Annotated in this window: 15 protein-coding genes; 9 read left to right on the forward strand and 6 right to left on the reverse strand. The window is 71.1% G+C overall.

Annotation, left to right across the window (positions count from 1 at the left end; translation table 11 throughout):
- Positions 1–118 precede the first annotated feature (118 nt).
- The 3 genes from ACWFRU_RS09760 (at position 119) to ACWFRU_RS09770 (ending at position 4,066) form a co-directional block, all read left to right on the forward strand.
- Complete coding sequence (locus tag ACWFRU_RS09760) at positions 119–1,597, forward strand: NCS2 family permease (protein WP_453685579.1); 1,479 nt, start codon at positions 119–121, stop codon at positions 1,595–1,597.
- Between the two features lie 35 nt (positions 1,598–1,632).
- Positions 1,633–2,790 (forward strand): XdhC family protein, encoded by a 1,158-nt coding sequence (locus tag ACWFRU_RS09765; protein ID WP_453685580.1) that lies wholly within the window; start codon positions 1,633–1,635, stop codon positions 2,788–2,790.
- Positions 2,791–2,851: 61 nt separating this feature from the next.
- On the forward strand, positions 2,852–4,066 hold the full coding sequence (locus tag ACWFRU_RS09770) for an FAD-dependent monooxygenase (protein WP_453685581.1): 1,215 nt from the start codon (positions 2,852–2,854) through the stop codon (positions 4,064–4,066).
- A 17-nt stretch (positions 4,067–4,083) separates the two neighbouring features.
- Here the strand turns inward: ACWFRU_RS09770 and ACWFRU_RS09775 are convergent, their stop codons facing one another.
- From ACWFRU_RS09775 to ACWFRU_RS09785, 3 genes are all read right to left on the reverse strand, one after another.
- A complete protein-coding gene (locus tag ACWFRU_RS09775; protein WP_453685582.1) occupies positions 4,084–4,542 on the reverse strand; it encodes an SRPBCC family protein in 459 nt (152 codons plus the stop codon).
- 17 nt (positions 4,543–4,559) lie between these two features.
- Positions 4,560–5,294, reverse strand: a complete 735-nt coding sequence (locus ACWFRU_RS09780) for a polysaccharide deacetylase family protein (protein ID WP_453685583.1) — start codon at positions 5,292–5,294, stop codon at positions 4,560–4,562.
- 158 nt (positions 5,295–5,452) lie between these two features.
- Positions 5,453–6,901, reverse strand: a complete 1,449-nt coding sequence (locus ACWFRU_RS09785) for an aminopeptidase P family protein (protein WP_453685584.1) — start codon at positions 6,899–6,901, stop codon at positions 5,453–5,455.
- Between the two features lie 110 nt (positions 6,902–7,011).
- Here ACWFRU_RS09785 and ACWFRU_RS09790 point away from each other — a divergent pair, with 110 nt between their 5' ends.
- The 6 genes from ACWFRU_RS09790 to ACWFRU_RS09815 all read left to right on the forward strand — a co-directional run bounded on the left by ACWFRU_RS09790 (position 7,012) and on the right by ACWFRU_RS09815 (position 12,799).
- Complete coding sequence (locus ACWFRU_RS09790; protein WP_453685585.1) at positions 7,012–8,190, forward strand: NAD(P)/FAD-dependent oxidoreductase; 1,179 nt, start codon at positions 7,012–7,014, stop codon at positions 8,188–8,190.
- Complete coding sequence (locus tag ACWFRU_RS09795; protein WP_453685586.1) at positions 8,187–8,489, forward strand: (2Fe-2S)-binding protein; 303 nt, start codon at positions 8,187–8,189, stop codon at positions 8,487–8,489. Before ACWFRU_RS09790 ends, ACWFRU_RS09795 begins: the two co-directional genes overlap by 4 nt.
- A gap of 144 nt (positions 8,490–8,633) precedes the next feature.
- Positions 8,634–10,058 carry an FAD-dependent oxidoreductase gene (locus ACWFRU_RS09800; protein WP_453685587.1) on the forward strand — a complete coding sequence of 475 codons (1,425 nt, stop codon included), beginning with the start codon at positions 8,634–8,636 and terminating at the stop codon, positions 10,056–10,058.
- 36 nt (positions 10,059–10,094) lie between these two features.
- A complete protein-coding gene (locus tag ACWFRU_RS09805) occupies positions 10,095–10,997 on the forward strand; it encodes a dihydrodipicolinate synthase family protein (protein WP_453685588.1) in 903 nt (300 codons plus the stop codon).
- A gap of 35 nt (positions 10,998–11,032) precedes the next feature.
- Entirely contained in the window at positions 11,033–12,034 is a 1,002-nt protein-coding gene (locus ACWFRU_RS09810; protein ID WP_453685589.1) for a proline racemase family protein, read from the forward strand.
- A gap of 72 nt (positions 12,035–12,106) precedes the next feature.
- Complete coding sequence (locus tag ACWFRU_RS09815) at positions 12,107–12,799, forward strand: GntR family transcriptional regulator (protein WP_453685590.1); 693 nt, start codon at positions 12,107–12,109, stop codon at positions 12,797–12,799.
- Between the two features lies 1 nt (position 12,800).
- Here ACWFRU_RS09815 and ACWFRU_RS09820 read toward each other — a convergent pair whose 3' ends face one another.
- From ACWFRU_RS09820 to ACWFRU_RS09830, 3 genes are all read right to left on the reverse strand, one after another.
- Entirely contained in the window at positions 12,801–13,730 is a 930-nt protein-coding gene (locus tag ACWFRU_RS09820; protein ID WP_453685591.1) for a hypothetical protein, read from the reverse strand.
- Entirely contained in the window at positions 13,727–15,478 is a 1,752-nt protein-coding gene (locus ACWFRU_RS09825; protein WP_453685592.1) for a CotH kinase family protein, read from the reverse strand. Before ACWFRU_RS09825 ends, ACWFRU_RS09820 begins: the two co-directional genes overlap by 4 nt.
- A gap of 125 nt (positions 15,479–15,603) precedes the next feature.
- Positions 15,604–16,947, reverse strand: coding sequence for a phytase (locus ACWFRU_RS09830; RefSeq protein WP_453685593.1), 1,344 nt, complete (start codon positions 16,945–16,947; stop codon positions 15,604–15,606).
- Positions 16,948–17,197 lie beyond the last annotated feature (250 nt).

Raw genomic sequence — 17,197 nt, forward strand, 5'->3', positions numbered from 1 at the left:
GCCGTCCCCCGGGTCGTGCGCCCAACGCAGCATCCCAAATCCCGCAGTCTCCACAGGCCCGACCCTCTTGTGAACCGCCTGTTGCGGGTGCCCCTTTGAACCTTGGGAGTTAGGCACCATGACCCAGCAGTCAACGGAGCCGAAGACCACCGCTGAGGACGCCGGCAACGGCTCACGCGTCCCCGCCGGCAGGTCTTGGCTGGACCGGTATTTCCACATAACGCACAGAGGCTCGACCGTCGGCCGGGAGGTGCGCGGCGGCATCACCACCTTCATGGCGATGGCCTACATCATCCTGCTCAACCCGGTGATCCTCTCGGTCCCCGACGCCACGGGACACCGCCTCGACGGTGATCAGCTGACCACCGCCACCGTCTTCGCGGCGGCCGCCACCACCATCGTCATGGGCATCCTCGGCAACGTGCCGCTGGCCCTGGCGGCGGGACTCGGCGTCTCCGCCGTGATGGCCTTCCAGGTCGCCCCGGAGATGACCTGGGGCAACGCCATGGCGATGTGCATCATCTACGGCGTCATCATCATCCTGCTGGTCCTCACCGGCCTGCGGACCCTGATCATGGACGCGATCCCGCTGGCGCTGAAGCACGCCATCACCATGGGCATCGGCATGTTCGTCACGCTGATCGGCCTGGTCCAGGCGGGCTTCGTCACCTCCATGCCGTCCAAGCACGGCGACATGGGCGCGAAGCCGATCCAGATGGGCATCGACGACAAGCTCATCGGCTGGCCCGTCCTGTGCTTCGCCGTCACCGTCCTGCTGATCTTCCTGCTGCAGGTCCGCAAGGTCCCCGGCGCGATCCTCATCGGCATCGTCGGCGGCACCGTCTTCGCCGCGATCGTCCACCAGCTCGCCGGCATGACCGACAAGGACTGGGGTCTGAACGCCCCGGAGCTCGACGGCTCCGTCGTCTCGTCGCCCGACTTCGGCCTCTTCGGCGAGGTGTCCTTCAGCGGCATCGGCGACATCGGCGGCATCACCGTGGGTGTCATCGTCTTCACCCTGGTCCTGGCCGGCTTCTTCGACGCCATGGGCACCATCATCGGCATCGGCCAGCAGGCCAACCTCGCCGACAAGGACGGCAAGATGCCGGGCCTGAACAAGGCCCTGGCGATCGACGGTGCCGGTGGCGTCGTCGGCGGTCTCGCCGGTGCCTCGGGGCAGACCGTCTTCGTGGAGTCCACCGCCGGTGTCGGCGACGGCGCGCGCACCGGCTTCGCGAGCGTGGTCACCGGCCTCGCGTTCACGCTGTGCCTCTTCTTCACCCCGCTCGCGCAGCTCATCCCGACGCAGGTCGCGGCCGCCGCCCTGGTGGTCATCGGCGCGATGATGCTGAGCAACGCCCGGCACATCGACTGGACCGACCAGGCCACCGCCATCCCGGTGTTCCTGACCACGGTCCTGATGCCGTTCACGTACTCCATCACGGTGGGGATCGCGGCCGGTGTCATCGCCCACGTCCTGATCAAGGCCGCGCAGGGCAGGGCACGTGAGATCGGCTGGCTCATGTGGGTGCTCGCCCTCGTGTTCCTGGCCTTCTTCGCGCTCCACCCGATCGAGAACTGGATGGGCGTCAAGTAGCCCGCCCCGCCTCACACACCCGTTAGGAGACGGACATGCTGGACATCGCCGAAGAGCTGAACCGGTGGGTCGAGCAGGGACGCGACTTCGCCGTCGCCACCGTGGTGGCGGTCGGCGGCAGCGCGCCCCGGCAGCCCGGCGCGGCCCTGGCCGTCGACGCCGAGGGCACGGCCATCGGCTCCGTCTCCGGCGGGTGTGTGGAAGGCGCCGTCTACGAACTGTGCCGACAGGCCCTCGAAGACGGCGAAAGCGTCCTCGAACGCTTTGGATACAGCGACGAGGACGCCTTCGCCGTGGGTCTGACCTGCGGCGGCGTCATCGACATCCTCGTCACCCCGGTCCGCGCGGACTCCTCCGCGCGGCCGGTTCTGGCCGCCGCGCTCGCGGCGGCCGCGTCGGGCGAGGCCGCGGCCGTCGCCCGCATCACCTCCGGCCCCGCGGAACTCGTGGGCCGCGCTCTTCTCGTACGGTCGGACGCCGACGCCCCTCATGAGGGCGGGCTCGGCGGACATCCCGAGCTGGACCGCACCGCGGCGGGCGAGGCCCGCGCCATGCTGGACGCGGGGCGCACGGGCACGGTGGAGATCGGCGAGGACGGCTCGCGCTGCGGGCAGCCGCTCACCCTCCTCGTCGAGTCGAGCGTCCCGCCGCCCCGCATGATCGTGTTCGGCGCGATCGACTTCGCGTCCGCGCTCGTCAGGATCGGCAAGTTCCTCGGTTACCGCGTGACCGTCTGCGACGCGCGGCCCGTGTTCGCCACGGCGGCGCGGTTCCCGGACGCGGACGAGATCGTCGTCGAGTGGCCGCACGAGTACCTGAAGCGCACCGAAACCGACGCCCGCACCGTCCTGTGCGTGCTGACGCACGACGCCAAGTTCGACGTGCCGCTGCTCGAACTGGCCCTGCGCCTTCCGGTCGCCTACGTGGGCGCGATGGGATCGCGCCGCACGCACGAGGACCGCAACAAGCGGCTGCGCGAAGTCGGCGTGAGCGAGCTGGAACTGGCCAGGCTGCGCTCGCCCATCGGCCTGGACCTCGGCGCGCGCACCCCGGAGGAGACGGCCCTGTCCATCGCCGCGGAGATCGTCGCGAACCGGCGGGGCGGCAGCGGCGTCTCGCTGACGGGCGCCCACACGCCGATCCACCACGACGGCTCGCGGCGGCCCGCCGGGCGGATCGGGTCCGTGGCCTGAGCTGCCCGTGCTGCTACCTTGCGTCACGAGTTGATCACTTTATGACGCAATAGGAGCATTCGTGAAGGTCGCCTGCGTCGGTGGCGGGCCCGCCGCCCTGTACCTCTCGATCCTGCTCAAGCGGCAGGACCCGTCCCACGACATCACCGTCCACGAGCGCAACCCGGAAGGGTCGACGTACGGCTGGGGTGTCACCTACTGGGGCGGGCTGCTCGACAAACTCCGTGCCGGCGACCCCGAGTCCGCGCGCGCCATCAGCGAGCACTCGGTCCGCTGGAGCGACGGCGTCGCCCACGTCGGCGACCGCACGACGGTCCACCACGGCGACGAGGGCCACGGCATCGGGCGCCACCGGCTCCTCGACATCCTCACGAGCCGGGCCAGGTCCCTCGGCGTACGCGTCGAGTTCGAACGGGAGATCGCCGACGCGGCCCAACTCCCCGACGCCGATCTGGTCGTCGCGGGCGACGGCGTCAGGAGCGCCCTGCGCGAGCGCCACACGGACCACTTCGGGGCCGAGATCGCGCTCGGCCGCAACAAGTACATCTGGCTCGGCACCACCAAGGTCTTCGACTCCTTCACCTTCGCCTTCGTGGAGACCGCCCACGGCTGGATCTGGTGCTACGGCTACCGCTTCAGCGACGAGCGGAGCACCTGCGTCATCGAGTGCTCCCCGGAGACCTGGACGGGCCTTCGCCTGCACGAGGCGAGCGAGGCCGACGGGCTCGCCCTCCTGGAGCGGCTCTTCGCCGGGCCCCTGGACGGGCACCGCCTGATCGGCCGCGCGCAGGCCGACGGCAGCGCGCAGTGGCTCAACTTCCGGACGCTGACCAACCGGACGTGGCACCGCGGCAACGTGGTCCTGCTCGGCGACGCCGCGCACACCACGCACTACTCGATCGGCGCGGGTACGACGCTGGCCCTGGAGGACGCGATCGCCCTGGCGGACGCCCTGCGGGAAGGCACCGACCTCACCGCCGCCCTCGCGCGCTACGAACAGGAGCGGCGCTCGGCCCTTCTCTCCGTCCAGAGCGCGGCCCGCTACAGCGCCCAGTGGTACGAGAACCTGCCGCGCTACATCGGCCTCGAACCGGCCCAGATGTTCGCGCTCCTCGGCCAGCGCCACTCACCGCTGCTGCCCCACGTCCCGCCCCAGCTCTACTACCGGATCGACCGCGCCGCCGAGCAGTTGGAACCCCTGCGCCGGATGAAGCGGTGGCTGGGCCCGAGGGTGGCGCGGACACTGCACGGGCGGGTACGGGCCTCGCGGGGCTGAACCTCAGGCCCGGCCCCTCACGCGAAGGGGCGGGGCGGGGGAGCGGAGAGCAGCCCGTCGACCGCCCGCCCGAACATCCGCCGTCCGGCGGCCGCGAGCACCCTGTCGAAGACCCCCGGCAGCCACCGCACGCGCAGTTCCTCGCGCCAGACGACCTTTGAACCGCTCGTCCCTGTCCGGGGGGACACCTCGATCTGCGCCCACCCCGTCACGAACGACCCTCGCTTCTCCAGTCGGCACACGCCGCCGCCCGCCTCGGCCGGGCGCCACGTCACGACCTCCATCACGTCGTCGAAGCCGACGGGGCCGAGCCCGCTGCGGGCGACGAAGACGGTGCCCTCCCCGTGGGGCGGCGGGGTCCGCACGACGATCCGCGTCAGCGGGACCACGTCGGCATGCCGTTCCCAGGTGGTGAGCCGGCGCCAGACGTCGTCGGCGGGCAGGGATGATTCCCGGTCGATACGGAAGAGAGCCACACGGCGATCCTGCCAGGTTACGGGCGGTATACCTTGCCCGGCTCGGCCTTCCCCGGCGCGAGGAGCTGCGGGACCGTCACGAAGACGTAGCCGCGCTTCTTCAACTCGTCGATGATGCCCGGCACCGCGGGCACCGTGCCCTTGTAGATGTCGTGCAGCAGGATGATGCCGTCCCGCTCGGTCTGGTCGATGACGCGCTTCTTGATCAGTGCGGAGTCGTTGGTCGTGTAGTCCTTGGCGGTCACGCTCCACAGGACCTCCGAGAGGCCTTCCTCGCGCGAGATCTTGTTGACGTCCGGGTTGGTGCGGCCCTGCGGAGGGCGCATCAGCGTCGGCTTGTGGCCGATCAGCTTCTCTATCGCGTCGTCGGTCTTGCGCAGCTCCTCGCGCGCCTCGTCCGGCGTGATGTCGGTGAGGATCTTGTGCGACCAGGTGTGGCTCGCCACCTCGTGCCCTTCGGCGTCCATGCGCTTCACGAGCTCGGGGTGCTCGGCGATGTGGTTCTTGCCGAGCAGGAAGAAGGTGGCGGGCACCTTCTCCTCCTTGAGGATGTCGAGCAGCCGCGCCGAGTTCTCGCTCGGCCCCGCGTCGAACGTCAGGGCCACGCACTTGGCGCTGCGGCAGTCGACCGCTCCGACCTTCGCCCGGCCCTTCACGCCCACCGAGGCCCCGTCCTTGCGCACGGAGCTGGGGGAGGTGGTGTCCACCTTCGTGCACCCCGTCAGGGCGACGGCCATGACCGCGGCGGTCATGGCCGTCATGAGAGCGGCTCGACGGAACCCTGGGGCAGATCTCTTCATCTTGCTTTTCGCAGCGGACATGCGAGCACTATACATAGTGTGTATATACCGAGTGTATAGAGGGGTCCCGCCGAGCCCGCGCGCCTGGCCGTGCCGCTCCGGCGGCTGCTCTAGCGACCGCTCTGGCGGCCGCTCACCAGGCCCTCCATCCACGCCTCGACCGCGGCGGAGTCACGCGGCAGACCGGCCGACAGGTTCTCGTTGCCGTCGGCCGTGACGAGGATGTCGTCCTCGATGCGGACCCCGATGCCCCGGTACTCCTCGGGCACGGTCAGGTCGTCCGGCTGGAAGTACAGGCCCGGTTCGACGGTCAGCACCATGCCCTCCTCCAGTACCCCGCCGACGTACTCCTCGGTGCGGGCCTGGGCGCAGTCATGGACGTCCAGACCGAGCATGTGGCCCGTGCCCGCCATGGTGAAGCGGCGCTGCAGCGCCAGCTCGAAGACCCGCTCCGGATCACCGTCCAAAAGGCCCCACTCCACGAGCTTGTACGCGAGGTGCCGCTGCGCCGCGTCATGGAAGTCGCGGTAGGCGGCGCCCGGCTTCACGGCGGCGATGCCCGCCTCCTGCGCCTCGAACACCGCGTCGTAGATCTTGCGCTGGAGCGGGGTGAAGGTGCCGTCGACCGGGAGGGTGCGGGTGACGTCGGCGGTGTAGAGGGTGTGGGTCTCCACCCCCGCGTCCAGGAGCAGGAGTTCGCCGGGGCGCACCGGACCGTCGTTGTCCTGCCAGTGCATGATCGTGGCGTGCTCGCCCGCCGCGCAGATCGAGCCGTAGCCGATGTGGTTGCCCTCCAGGCGGGCGCGGCGGAAGAAGGTCCCCTCGATCCAGCGCTCCGACGTGGCGACGGCGGTCGCCAACTCCCGTACGACATCGGTGAACCCACGGGCCGTCGAGTCCACCGCCTTGCGCAGCTCGCCGATCTCCCAGTCGTCCTTGACCAGGCGCAGGCCCGAGAGTGCCTCCTCCAGCTCGGCGTCGCGCTCCTCGTCGGTCGTCACCGCCTCCTCGAGCTCAGGGTCGTGGCCGCGCACGATGCGGGTCGGCACGCCGGGCGACGCGGCCAGTTCGGCCGGAGCGTCGCGCACGTCACGACAGGGCAGCCCGAGCAGTAGCTCGGACTCGGCGAGGCTGCGCCGGCGGCCCATCCACAGCTCGGCCGTCATACCGGTCCAGAACTCGTCGCTGTCCCGGGCGTCGCGGGGGAGTTGGTAGAGGTACGCGTCGTGGCCCTCGCCCCCGGAGCGGGGTTCGAGGACCAGGGCGCAGTCCCGCGCCTGGTCGCCGGTCATGTGGACGTACGCGGAGTGCGGGCGGAAGGGGTAATGGCTGTCGTTCGAGCGGATCTTGAGCTTCCCGGAGGGGATCACCAGGCGCTCGCCCGGGAACAGCGCGGACAGGGCGGCGCGGCGGCGCGCCGCGTGCGGAGTCTGTTCCGCCGGGCGCAGGTCGCGCTGCTCGGTGTCGGCCCAGCCCGTCCGCATGAGGGCGGAGAGTTCCTCGGAGATCTCGGGATACAGGCCGTTCTTGCGTACGCCGGACGCCTTCTTCTTGGCCATCGGGTTCACCTTTTCTTCCCCGTTCCGGGGCTCGTGGTGGAGTGCTCTGGGGCGATTCCGCCAGCGTAGAGACCCTTGGCCCATAAGGGAACATGTGACATAGTACTGGCGTGACAAAGCGGCTGACCTGCGATGTTGTGGTGGTCGGCGCCGGGATGGTGGGCGCCGCCTGTGCCCTGTACGCGGCGCGCGCCGGACTCTCCGTCGTCCTGGTGGACCGCGGCCCGGTGGCCGGCGGCACGACCGGCTCAGGCGAGGGAAACATCCTCGTCTCCGACAAGGAACCCGGCCCCGAACTCGAACTCGCCCTGCTGTCGGGCCGATTGTGGACGGAGCTCGCGGCACAACCAGGTGTCGGCGCGAGCATCGAGTACGAGGCCAAGGGCGGCGTGGTCGTCGCGTCCAGCGGCCAAGGGCTCGCGGCGCTGGGGGAGTTCGCCATGGGGCAGCGCGCGGCCGGGGTCGACGCCCGGACCGTCACGGCCGACGAACTGCACGACCTGGAACCGCACCTCGCTCCCGGGACGGCGGGCGGCGTCCACTACCCGCAGGACGCCCAGGTGATGCCGTCGCTCGCGGCGGCCCAACTGGTGCGCCTGGCAAGGGGGTTGGGCGCCGAACTGCGCACGGGGTGGGCGGTGACCGCCGTACTGCGGACCGCGGGCGGCGAGGTGCGCGGGGTCCGCACCGACCGGGGCGAGATCCACGCCCCGTACGTCGTGAACGCGGCGGGCACCTGGGGCGGCGAGCTTGCCGCCCTCGCCGGGGTCACCCTGCCCGTGCTGCCGAGGCGCGGCTTCGTCCTGGTCACCGAGCCACTGCCGCGCAGGGTCCGGCACAAGGTGTACGCCGCCGACTATGTGGCGGACGTGGCCAGCGGGTCCGCCGCGCTGCAGACGTCACCCGTGGTCGAGGGCACGGCGGCGGGGCCGATCCTGATCGGCGCGAGCCGCGAGCGGGTCGGCTTCGACCGGAGCTTCTCGCTGCCGGTCATGCGGGCCCTGGCGGCGGGGGCGACGCGGCTCTTCCCGTTCCTCGCCGACGTCCGGGCCATGCGCGCGTACGTCGGCTTCCGCCCCTACATGCCGGACCACCTCCCCGCCATCGGGCCCGACGCCCGGGTGCCGGGGCTGATCCACGCCTGCGGTCACGAGGGCGCGGGGATCGGACTCGCCGCGGGTACGGGCCACTTGATCGCCCAGGTGCTGAGCGGCGCGCCACCGGACCTGAACCTGACCCCCTTCCTCCCCGACCGTTTCGCCGACTGCCCGCCCGAGGAGGCGTCATGAGCAAACGCACCCCCCTGAACCTGGTCCGCGCCCGCCCGGGCCCACCGCACACCGTCACGTTCGACGGCCGCGAGATCCCGGCCCTGCCGGGCCAGACGGTGGCCGCGGCGCTCTGGTCGGCGGGCATCACGGCGTGGCGCACGACGCGGGGAGAGGGTGAGCCGAGGGGCGTCTTCTGCGGGATCGGCGTCTGCTTCGACTGCCTGGTGACCGTCAACGGGCGGACGAACCAGCGGGCTTGCCTGGTGCCGGCGGCGCCGGGGGATGTGATCAGGAGTGGAGCTGAGGACGTTGCGTGACGGCGGCACAAGGATCGGCTGGTCGCTGCGGGGCAATCGGGTGGGTGGGCGGGAAGGCTTGTTCGTCCAGGGCGGGATGCGGGGTTACGGGTGGGCGGGCGGGAAAGGCCCGTTCGGCAGCGGGCGGATGCCGGGAGCAGAACGGTGACGCCGGAGGCCAAGCCGCCCCGCACGCTGGCGGTGATCGGCGCAGGCCCCGCAGGCCTCGCCGCAGCACTGGCCGCCGCGCAGCGGGACGTACGGGTCACGGTGCTCGACTCCGCCCCGCAGGCTGGCGGACAGTTCTACCGCCGGCCAGCATCCGCGCTCCGCGCACGCCGCCCGCAGGCCCTGCACCACCAGTGGCGTACCTGGGAGCGACTGCGGGACGGACTCGCGCGGCAGATCGAGGCAGGCCGCATCACACACCTGACGGAACATCATGTCTGGTTCGTGGAGCGCGTAGAGGGAGACGGCGGCTTCGCCGTGCACGCCCTCCTCGGCCCCGAGCAGGAGGAGTCCGTGTCGGTGCCCGCCGACGCCGTACTCCTCGCGACCGGGGGATACGAGAAAGTCCTGCCGTTCCCCGGCTGGACCCTGCCCGGCGTGCTCACCGCCGGCGGCGCGCAGGCCATGCTCAAGGGAGGGCTCGTCCTCCCGGGCCGTACCGTCGTCGTGGCCGGAACGGGCCCGCTGCTCATGCCCGTCGCCGCCGGCCTGGCGGCAGCCGGCGCCGAGGTGGCCGCCCTGGTCGAATCCGCGGGCCCCAAGGCCGTCGCACGGCACGCGGCCACCCTCGCCGCCCACCCGGACAAGCTCGCCGAGGGTGCCCGGTACGCCGCCCAACTCCTGGGCCACCGCGTGCCGTTGACCACCGGCCACACAGTCGTCGAAGCGCACGGCAAGAACGCGCTGGAGGCGGTCACCGTCGCCGCGCTCGACGCGGCGGGGCGGGTGCGCCCCGGCACCGAGCGGCGTATCGCGTGCGACACCCTCGCCGTCGGCCACGGCATGCTGCCGCACACCGATCTCGCCGAGGGCCTCGGCTGCCGTATCGACGGCGTGAACGTCGCCGTCGACGCCGAGCAGCGCACCGACGTCCCCGGCGTCTGGGCCGCCGGGGAGGCGACAGGCACCGGCGGCGCGGCCCTCTCCCTCGCCGAGGGACACATCGCCGGACGCTCGGCCGCCGCCCGGCTCCGGGGCAGCGCACCTGACCCCCGCGCATGGGCCGCCGCAGCCAAGGCACGTACGAAAGCACGCGAGTTCGCCGCCGCGATCAAAGCCGTGTACGAACCGCCCGCGCACTGGGCCGAGCGATTGCGCGACGACACCCTCGTCTGCCGCTGCGAGGAGGTCCCCGCGTCGGCGGTCCGCGAGGCCGTCGAGGAACTCGGGGCCACCGACGCGCGGACCGTGAAACTCCTGACCCGGGCCGGCATGGGCTGGTGTCAGGGCCGCATGTGCGCGGCGGCCGTCGCCGGGCTCGCGGGCTGCGAGGAGCGGTCCGCGCGGCGGCCGTTCGCCAGACCGGTACCGCTCGGCGTGCTCGCGCAGGCCCCCGACGAAGACGAGCAGACCTCCTCCTAGGACCCAGCCCCGCACCGCAACGAAGGGACCTCGCTCATGAACGTGTCCGCAGACAGCCCCCGCCCCTGGCACGGCGTTCTCGTCGCCACCGCCCTGCCCCTGAACGACGACCTCTCCGTCGACCACGGCAGCTACGCCGAGCACTGCGCCTGGCTCGTCGAGAACGGCTGCGACGGTGTCGTGCCCAACGGATCGCTCGGCGAGTACCAGGTGCTCACCCCGGAGGAGCGCGCCAAGGTCGTTCAGACCGCCGTCGCGGCCGTCGGCGGGCGGCGCGTGATGCCCGGCGTCGCCGCCTACGGCTCCGCCGAGGCCCGCCGCTGGGCCGAGCAGGCCAAAGACGCGGGCTGCGCCTCGGTGATGCTGCTCCCGCCGAACGCCTACCGCGCCGACGAGCGCTCCGTGCTCGCCCACTACGAGGAGGTCGCGAAGGCGGGTCTCCCCGTCGTCGCGTACAACAACCCCATCGACACCAAGGTCGACCTGCAGCCCGAACTCCTAGCGAAGCTGCACGGCGAGGGGTACATACACGCCGTCAAGGAGTTCTCCGGCGACGTACGCCGCGCCTACCGCATCGCCGAACTCGCCCCGGAACTCGACCTGTTGATCGGCGCCGACGACGTCCTGCTCGAACTCGCCCTCGCGGGCGCCAAGGGCTGGGTCGCGGGCTACCCGAACGCGCTGCCCGCCGCCTGCGTCGAGCTCTACCGTGCCGCCGTGACCGGAGAGCTGACCACGGCGAAGGAGCTGTACCGAGAACTGCACCCCCTGCTGCGCTGGGACTCCAGGCCCGAGTTCGTGCAAGCCATCAAGTTGTCCATGGACATCGTCGGACGGCACGGCGGCCCCTGCCGTCCGCCGCGGGTGCCGCTGCTTCCCGACCAGGAGAAGGCGGTGCGCGCCGCCACCGAGCGGACGGCCGCCGCCGGGCTCGCCTGACGCCTCCGCACGGCCACCTACGAAAGGGCTCCGCCATGCGCAGCAAACTCGTCCTGCACGCGGTCGACTCGCACACCGAGGGCATGCCGACACGGGTGATCACCGGCGGCATCGGCACCGTACCCGGCGCGACGATGAACGAACGCAGGCTCCACTTCCGCGAGCACCGCGACGACATCAAGCAGCTCCTGATGAACGAACCCCGCGGTCACGCGGCCATGAGCGGCGCGATCCTCCAGCCGCCCACCCGGCCCGACTGCGACTACGGCGTGATCTACATCGAGGTCTCCGGCTATCTGCCGATGTGCGGGCACGGCACCATCGGCGTCGCCACCGTCCTCGTCGAGACCGGCATGGTCGAGGTCGTCGAGCCGGTCACCACGATCCGCCTGGACACCCCGGCGGGCCTCGTCGTCGCCGAGGTCGCCGTCGAGGACGGCGTGGCGAAGGCCGTCACGCTCCAGAACGTGCCGTCCTTCGCCGTCGGACTCGACCGCAAGATCACCCTGCCCGACGGCCGTTCGGTGACCTACGACCTGGCCTACGGCGGCAACTTCTACGCGATCCTGCCCCTGGACCAGTTCGGCCTGCCCTTCGAGCGCGGCCGCAAGGACGACATCCTCGCCGCGGGCCTCTCGCTGATGGAGGCGATCAACGCCGAGGACGAGCCGGTGCACCCCGAGGACCCGTCCATCCGCGGCTGTCACCACGTCCATCTGTACGCGCCCGGCGCCACCGCCCGGTACTCCCGGCACGCGATGGCCATCCACCCCGGCTGGTTCGACCGCTCACCCTGCGGCACGGGGACCAGTGCGCGCATGGCCCAGCTGCACGCACGCGGAGAGCTCCCGCTGGAGACGGAGTTCGTCAACGAGTCGTTCATCGGCACGCGCTTCAGCGGGCGGCTCCTGGGGACCACCGAGGTCGCGGGCATCCCCGCGGTCCTGCCCAGCTTCACCGGCCGCGCCTGGGTGACCGGCACCGCGCAGTACCTCCTCGACCCGGACGACCCCTTCCCCGCGGGCTTCGTGCTCTAGCCGGACGGGATAATGGCCCTTCATAGAACGTGACATTGCACCCTGACAGTGCACCCAGGAGGAACCGTCCCCATGGCCGCCCGGCGCAACCCCGCCCCGTCCGCCGCCCCCGCCGCCCTGCCCAGCCTGGGCGGCACGCGCAGCAGCTACCGCGAACGGGTCGCGGACGCGCTGCGCGCCGCGCTCATCGCGGGGGAGCTGCGCGCGGGCGAGGTCTACTCGGCGCCCACCCTGGCCGTGCGCTTCGGTGTCTCCGCGACCCCGGTCCGCGAGGCCATGCTCGACCTCGCCAAGGAGGGGCTCGTCGACACGGTGCCGAACAAGGGCTTCCGGGTCACCGCCGTCTCCGAGAAGCAGCTCGACGAGTACAAGCACATCCGCGCGCTGATCGAGATCCCCACCACGGCGGAGCTCGCCACCTCGGCGGACCCCGCCGACCTCGAAGCCCTGCGCCCCACCGCGCAGGCGATCGTCACCGCGGCGGCGGACGGCGACCTCATCGCGTACGTCGAGGCCGACATCCACTTCCACCTCGGTCTGCTCGCACTCTCCGGGAACGACCACCTGGTCGAGGTCGTCGGCGACCTGCGCAAGCGCTCCCGCCTGTACGGACTCCAGGCGCTCGTCGACGCGGGCCGCCTCCAGGCGTCGGCGGAGGAGCACCTGGAGATCCTCGACGCGCTGCTCGCCCGCGACGAGGCCGCCGTACGCGCGGTGATGACCCGCCACCTCGGTCATGTGCGCGGAATGTGGGCCGCCGAATAGCTCAGGAGTGGTGGTTGGGGATCAGGAACAGGTGGATCGACTGGTCCTTCGCCCGGTACCGCTCGTTCGCCGCGCCCTTCTTGGCCCGGTCCGACACGATGACCACGTAGTCGGCCGAGACCCAGGACACGCCCTCCGCGTTGCCGTAGACCGTCCGGCCCTTGGCGTCGGCGGGGAGGCGGTAGACGGTGCCTTCGTCGACCTCCCACTTCTTCATGGAGATGCGGCCCACCCACAGCGCCGACGACGCCTGCGACAGGACGGCGATCCGCCCGTCGCGCACGGACACGCTGCTGTAGTCCTCGAAGAACAGTGACTCGGGCAGCCGGACCGTGGCCGTGTGTATCCAGCGCTTGCCGCCCTGCCGGAAGACCTGGATGCGCCCGCCGCCCGGCGTCCTGCCCTTCTTGCCGCCCGCGCACCGGTTGCCCTCGCACAGCGCCAGGAGGTGGGCCGCGCCCGAGCGCTCCACCCACTCGAGGCCCTCCATGCCCTTGTTGGCGTCCGCCACGTCGAAGTCGAGCAGCGTCGAGCCGCACGGACGCAGCTTGTCGTCGAACTCGTGGACGCGGGCGCGGAAGCCCTTGGGCTTCACCGGCTCGGCCTCGCTCAGCGTGAAGTAGTGGTCGCGCCGCTCGTCGTGGGTGAGGTCCTCGTACCCCTCGTTCGCCCCGGCCTTCCCGGACTTCTTCGCCTTGGCGGGCTTGAGCACGCCGTTCTCCGGCGCCTTGGGCGACAGCTCGCTGCTGACCCGGATGAGGGAGGTCAGGTTGTCGCAGACGATCAGGAAGGCGCCGTCCCGGTAGATGACACCGCTCGCCTCCAGGCGGGAGCCCGCGCCGTCCCCGATCAGGTCCTTGATCTTGGCTTCCTTCACGAGCCGCAGCTCGTGCGAGGGATCGGACTTGGCCGACTTCTTCGTTGCGGTCATGAGGGCAGTACCTCCATCGCGCCGGGGAACGTCGCCCCGCTGGCGCCGTTGGGATAGGTCTTGCGCAGCTCGGCGAGCTGTTGCCGTGCGTGGTCGTAGCGCATGCGCGTGTAGTGGAAGATCCCGTACGTGAACTGCGAGCCGCGGCTCAGCTCCCACTGCCGGTAGCCGGCGCGGTACACCTCGTCGTTGGTGAACTGGCGCCCGGTGAAGGGCTGTCCGTGCGGGCTCGTGGACTCGCCGTACGCGGCGGACGCGACGAGCTGCCACAGTCCGTCGGTACGCCCGGACCCCTCCGAACCCAGCAGGGCCGCGACCTGCTCGGGGCCGAACTCCGTGTCCAGGAGGTATTCGAGGTGGTCGAGGTAGTACTGGCAGAAGTCGTGGTGGCGCAGCAGGTTGGTGAACAGCGGGATCCGTGACTCCTTGTGCGGCGCGTGCGTGATCCGGCAGTAGTCGCGGGTCATCGCAGGCCAGTCGAGCAGGTCCGTGTACTGCCACCGCGTCGAGAAGAAGTCGATGCCCGAGCTGTTGTCGTAGTCCCAGGGGATGAACGTGAAGTACGGGCGGACCATGAAGCCCGTCGGGTCGCCGAGGCGGCCCGCGTTGTAGAGGTAGTAGTTCGACGGCGTCGCGAAGTAGTTGTCCCAGCTGCCGAGCAGGACGTTGGCCCCCGCCCAGCGCAGGAAGGCCGGTACGTTCAGTATCCGCTCGACCGCTTCCCGGAAGGCGTCGGTGCCGAACCGGTCCTCCCCGGACCCGAGTTGCACGCCGTTGATGGTCCGCACGAGAGCGGCGAGGTCGTCGTAGGTGTTGGTGGAGGGATCGTCCTCGTTCGTCTTCAGGCGGTACGTGCGGTCGTCCTCCAGGCTCCCCGCGGTGAAGTACCGCCGCCCGCTGTCGGCGCCGTCCGTGCCGGGGCGGTGCTCCAGGGTCGCGCAGCCGATGTCACCGCAGTACGCCTTGTAGAGGTTGCCCTCCGCGTTCTTGCCGAAGTGGTCCTTCAGGAACTTCTTGTCGACCTGCTCGATGACCGAGTACAGCCCCATGTAGCGGTCGTTGAGGTGGAACGTCGCGTACGTGTGCTGCGCCGCCGGGATGCCCGCGCGCTCCAGGAGCCGCCAGGCGACGGCCTCGCGCATCTGCGACGGGTCGTTGTACATCGCCTTGAGGTTGACGCGCTCCATGCCGTAGAGCCGGTCCTCGCTCTCGCCGACCTCGAAGTTGATCTTCCAGGAGCGCTTGGGCGCGTGAGCGGTCATGTTGCCGCTGTTGACCATGGAGAACGCGGGTGTCGCCAGCAGCGTGTCGTCCGGGGCGTCGCTCCTGGCCAGGGTCAGCCGGGCGCCCTGCGGAGCCACCATCACCTCGTCGGCCGTCAGGACGCCGGGCGGCCAGCCGGTGACCTTGACCTGATACATGTCCTGAGCGAAGAACTCCGCTTTGTTCTCCGCCGAGTTGAGGTACTCGTCGACGATCCGCCCGATCGCGGTGAGCTGTCCGTCCGCGTCGAGAAGCACCAGACTGCCGTCGGCCGAGGCGCCGGCCAGGTCGCCCTGCTCGGCGAGCAGCAGGTCGTACAACGCGCTGAACTCGGCCTTCGTCCGCAGCGAGGCATCGGCGGGGCCCGCCGCCGCGTTGGCCCGCTCGGCGAGCCGCCGCCCGGCGCCCGCGGGCAGTGCGGAGACCGCGATGACCTGGTTCTTGAACGCGTCCCGGAACGTGCCCTTGCCGATGGTCCTGTCCACGACGGCCTCCCTGGGATTCCTGGCGTGAACTTTCCTCTCTACGCCCGGCGCCACATGACCGCCAGACCGATATCCGGCCTGGCGGTCACGCGTCGCCGGTCGTCCCCGGCGAGGGTCCGGCCGTGTCAGTCGTCGACGGCGTCGAGCACGTCGCCCAGATCCACGAACTTGAAGCCGGTGGACGGCCGTTCGGCGTCCTCGGGCGCGTCATGGCCGTCCTGCACGACGAGCAGCCCGTGCGGGTACCGGTCGCCGAGCGGCTTGTTCAGGACCGCGGCGCCGTCACATTCCTCGGAGCCGTCGAGCGTGGCGGAGGCGGCGGTGACGCGGAAGCCGCCCTCGTACTCGTTGCGGTCCAAGACCTCACGGTCGTAGGCGGCGAAGGTGTTGTCGCCCTGGCTGGAGGCCAGCAGATAACCGTCGCCGTCGCCCTCGTCGAGGAGTGTCAGACCCTCGACGTCGGCCTTGAGGCGCTTGCCGCCGTAGCCGGGGTCGGCGCCCGCGGTGCACTCCTCGGTCGCGGGGTCGTACGTCGCGGGAACACCGTACTCACGGACCTTGTCGACCAGTTGCGGCTTGCCGGTGAGGTCGGCGCGCAGCCGCCAGATGCCGACGTCCTCCTGGCCCGCGTAGAGCGTGCCGTCGGCCGGGTCCACGACCATGCCCTCCACCTGCGGCAGTTCACCCGGCTCACCGCACGGCGTCCATGAAGTGCCGTTCGGCAGGCGGAAGTCCGCGGGCAGGTCCAGGGTGCGGACCTTGCGGTAGCCGACCGTGCCGTCGCTCTTCGGGGTCAGTTCGAGGAGCGCGACACGGGTCCGCTCCCGCTGGCTGACCAGTGCGTACGAGCGGCCCGTGGAGGGGTCGGTCCAGGTCGCGAGGCCGTACGCGGTGCGCTGCTCGTTTATCTCCTCCTGCGAGGAGGAGAAGACGGGCGCCGCCGAGGGGTCGGTGACGTCGGTGAGCGGGCCGCCGGGGCGCTCGCGGTCGATGCGGTAGACACGCAGCCGGTCGTTGCCGCGGTCGCTCGTCACGGCGAGGTCGGCGCGGCCCGTCGGCAGCCGCATTCCGTGCACCAGGTCGACGTTGTTGAAGCGGCCGGGAGCGTCGTCGGGGCCGGGCGCCGCGGGCGCCGGTATGGACTGCACCTCGCGCGCGGAGAGGTCGTACACGCGAAGACCGCCCTGCTTGGCGGTGGCGACGACCAGGCTGCGGCCCGGGTCGGCGGGGTTGCGCCAGATCGCCGGGTCGTCGGCGTCGGCGTTGCCGCCCGCGTCGTCGTCGTGCAGGGCGGCGGTCTCGGCGCGCGGCTCGACGGCGGGCAGTGCCGTGGCCGCGACGGCGCCGGAGCCAAGCGGCGCGGTCGCCGCCACCGCCGTGAGGGCCGCGACGAGAGCGACGCGGGCCAGGGCGGGGCGCGCCGGGGCACGCAGTGCGAGGGAGGTGCGGGGTCTGCGGGGCTTGGCCATGAAGGGATCCCTTTCTGTCATGGGTAACGCATGACGAATCCACTCTGTGATCTTGCCGTGAAGACTTGCCGTCAGCTGGTGCGTCGCCCGGCGGTCCGAGAAGTGAACGGAGTGTGTCGCCGGACACGTACGTGTTCGTAGAATGTGCGACCTCTGACGGCAGGTGGTAAACCGGCTGTTCGAGGTGAGAGACGTCTCGGAGAAACGCGGGCCGGCCGAGGCCTCGGTACGGCGGTGTCCACGGCCCGGT

This window comes from Streptomyces sp. NPDC055099, assembly GCF_053607685.1.

What these genes read in the sequence shown, in the direction of transcription:
- ACWFRU_RS09760 (WP_453685579.1), top strand. Translation starts at nt 119, where the DNA reads ATGACCCAGCAGTCAACGGAGCCGAAGACCACCGCTGAGGACGCCGGC.
- ACWFRU_RS09765 (WP_453685580.1), top strand. Translation starts at nt 1,633, where the DNA reads ATGCTGGACATCGCCGAAGAGCTGAACCGGTGGGTCGAGCAGGGACGC.
- ACWFRU_RS09780 (WP_453685583.1), bottom strand. Translation starts at nt 5,294, where the DNA reads ATGACCGCCGCGGTCATGGCCGTCGCCCTGACGGGGTGCACGAAGGTG.
- ACWFRU_RS09785 (WP_453685584.1), bottom strand. Translation starts at nt 6,901, where the DNA reads ATGGCCAAGAAGAAGGCGTCCGGCGTACGCAAGAACGGCCTGTATCCC.
- ACWFRU_RS09795 (WP_453685586.1), top strand. Translation starts at nt 8,187, where the DNA reads ATGAGCAAACGCACCCCCCTGAACCTGGTCCGCGCCCGCCCGGGCCCA.
- ACWFRU_RS09805 (WP_453685588.1), top strand. Translation starts at nt 10,095, where the DNA reads ATGAACGTGTCCGCAGACAGCCCCCGCCCCTGGCACGGCGTTCTCGTC.
- ACWFRU_RS09810 (WP_453685589.1), top strand. Translation starts at nt 11,033, where the DNA reads ATGCGCAGCAAACTCGTCCTGCACGCGGTCGACTCGCACACCGAGGGC.
- ACWFRU_RS09815 (WP_453685590.1), top strand. Translation starts at nt 12,107, where the DNA reads ATGGCCGCCCGGCGCAACCCCGCCCCGTCCGCCGCCCCCGCCGCCCTG.
- ACWFRU_RS09820 (WP_453685591.1), bottom strand. Translation starts at nt 13,730, where the DNA reads ATGACCGCAACGAAGAAGTCGGCCAAGTCCGATCCCTCGCACGAGCTG.
- ACWFRU_RS09830 (WP_453685593.1), bottom strand. Translation starts at nt 16,947, where the DNA reads ATGGCCAAGCCCCGCAGACCCCGCACCTCCCTCGCACTGCGTGCCCCG.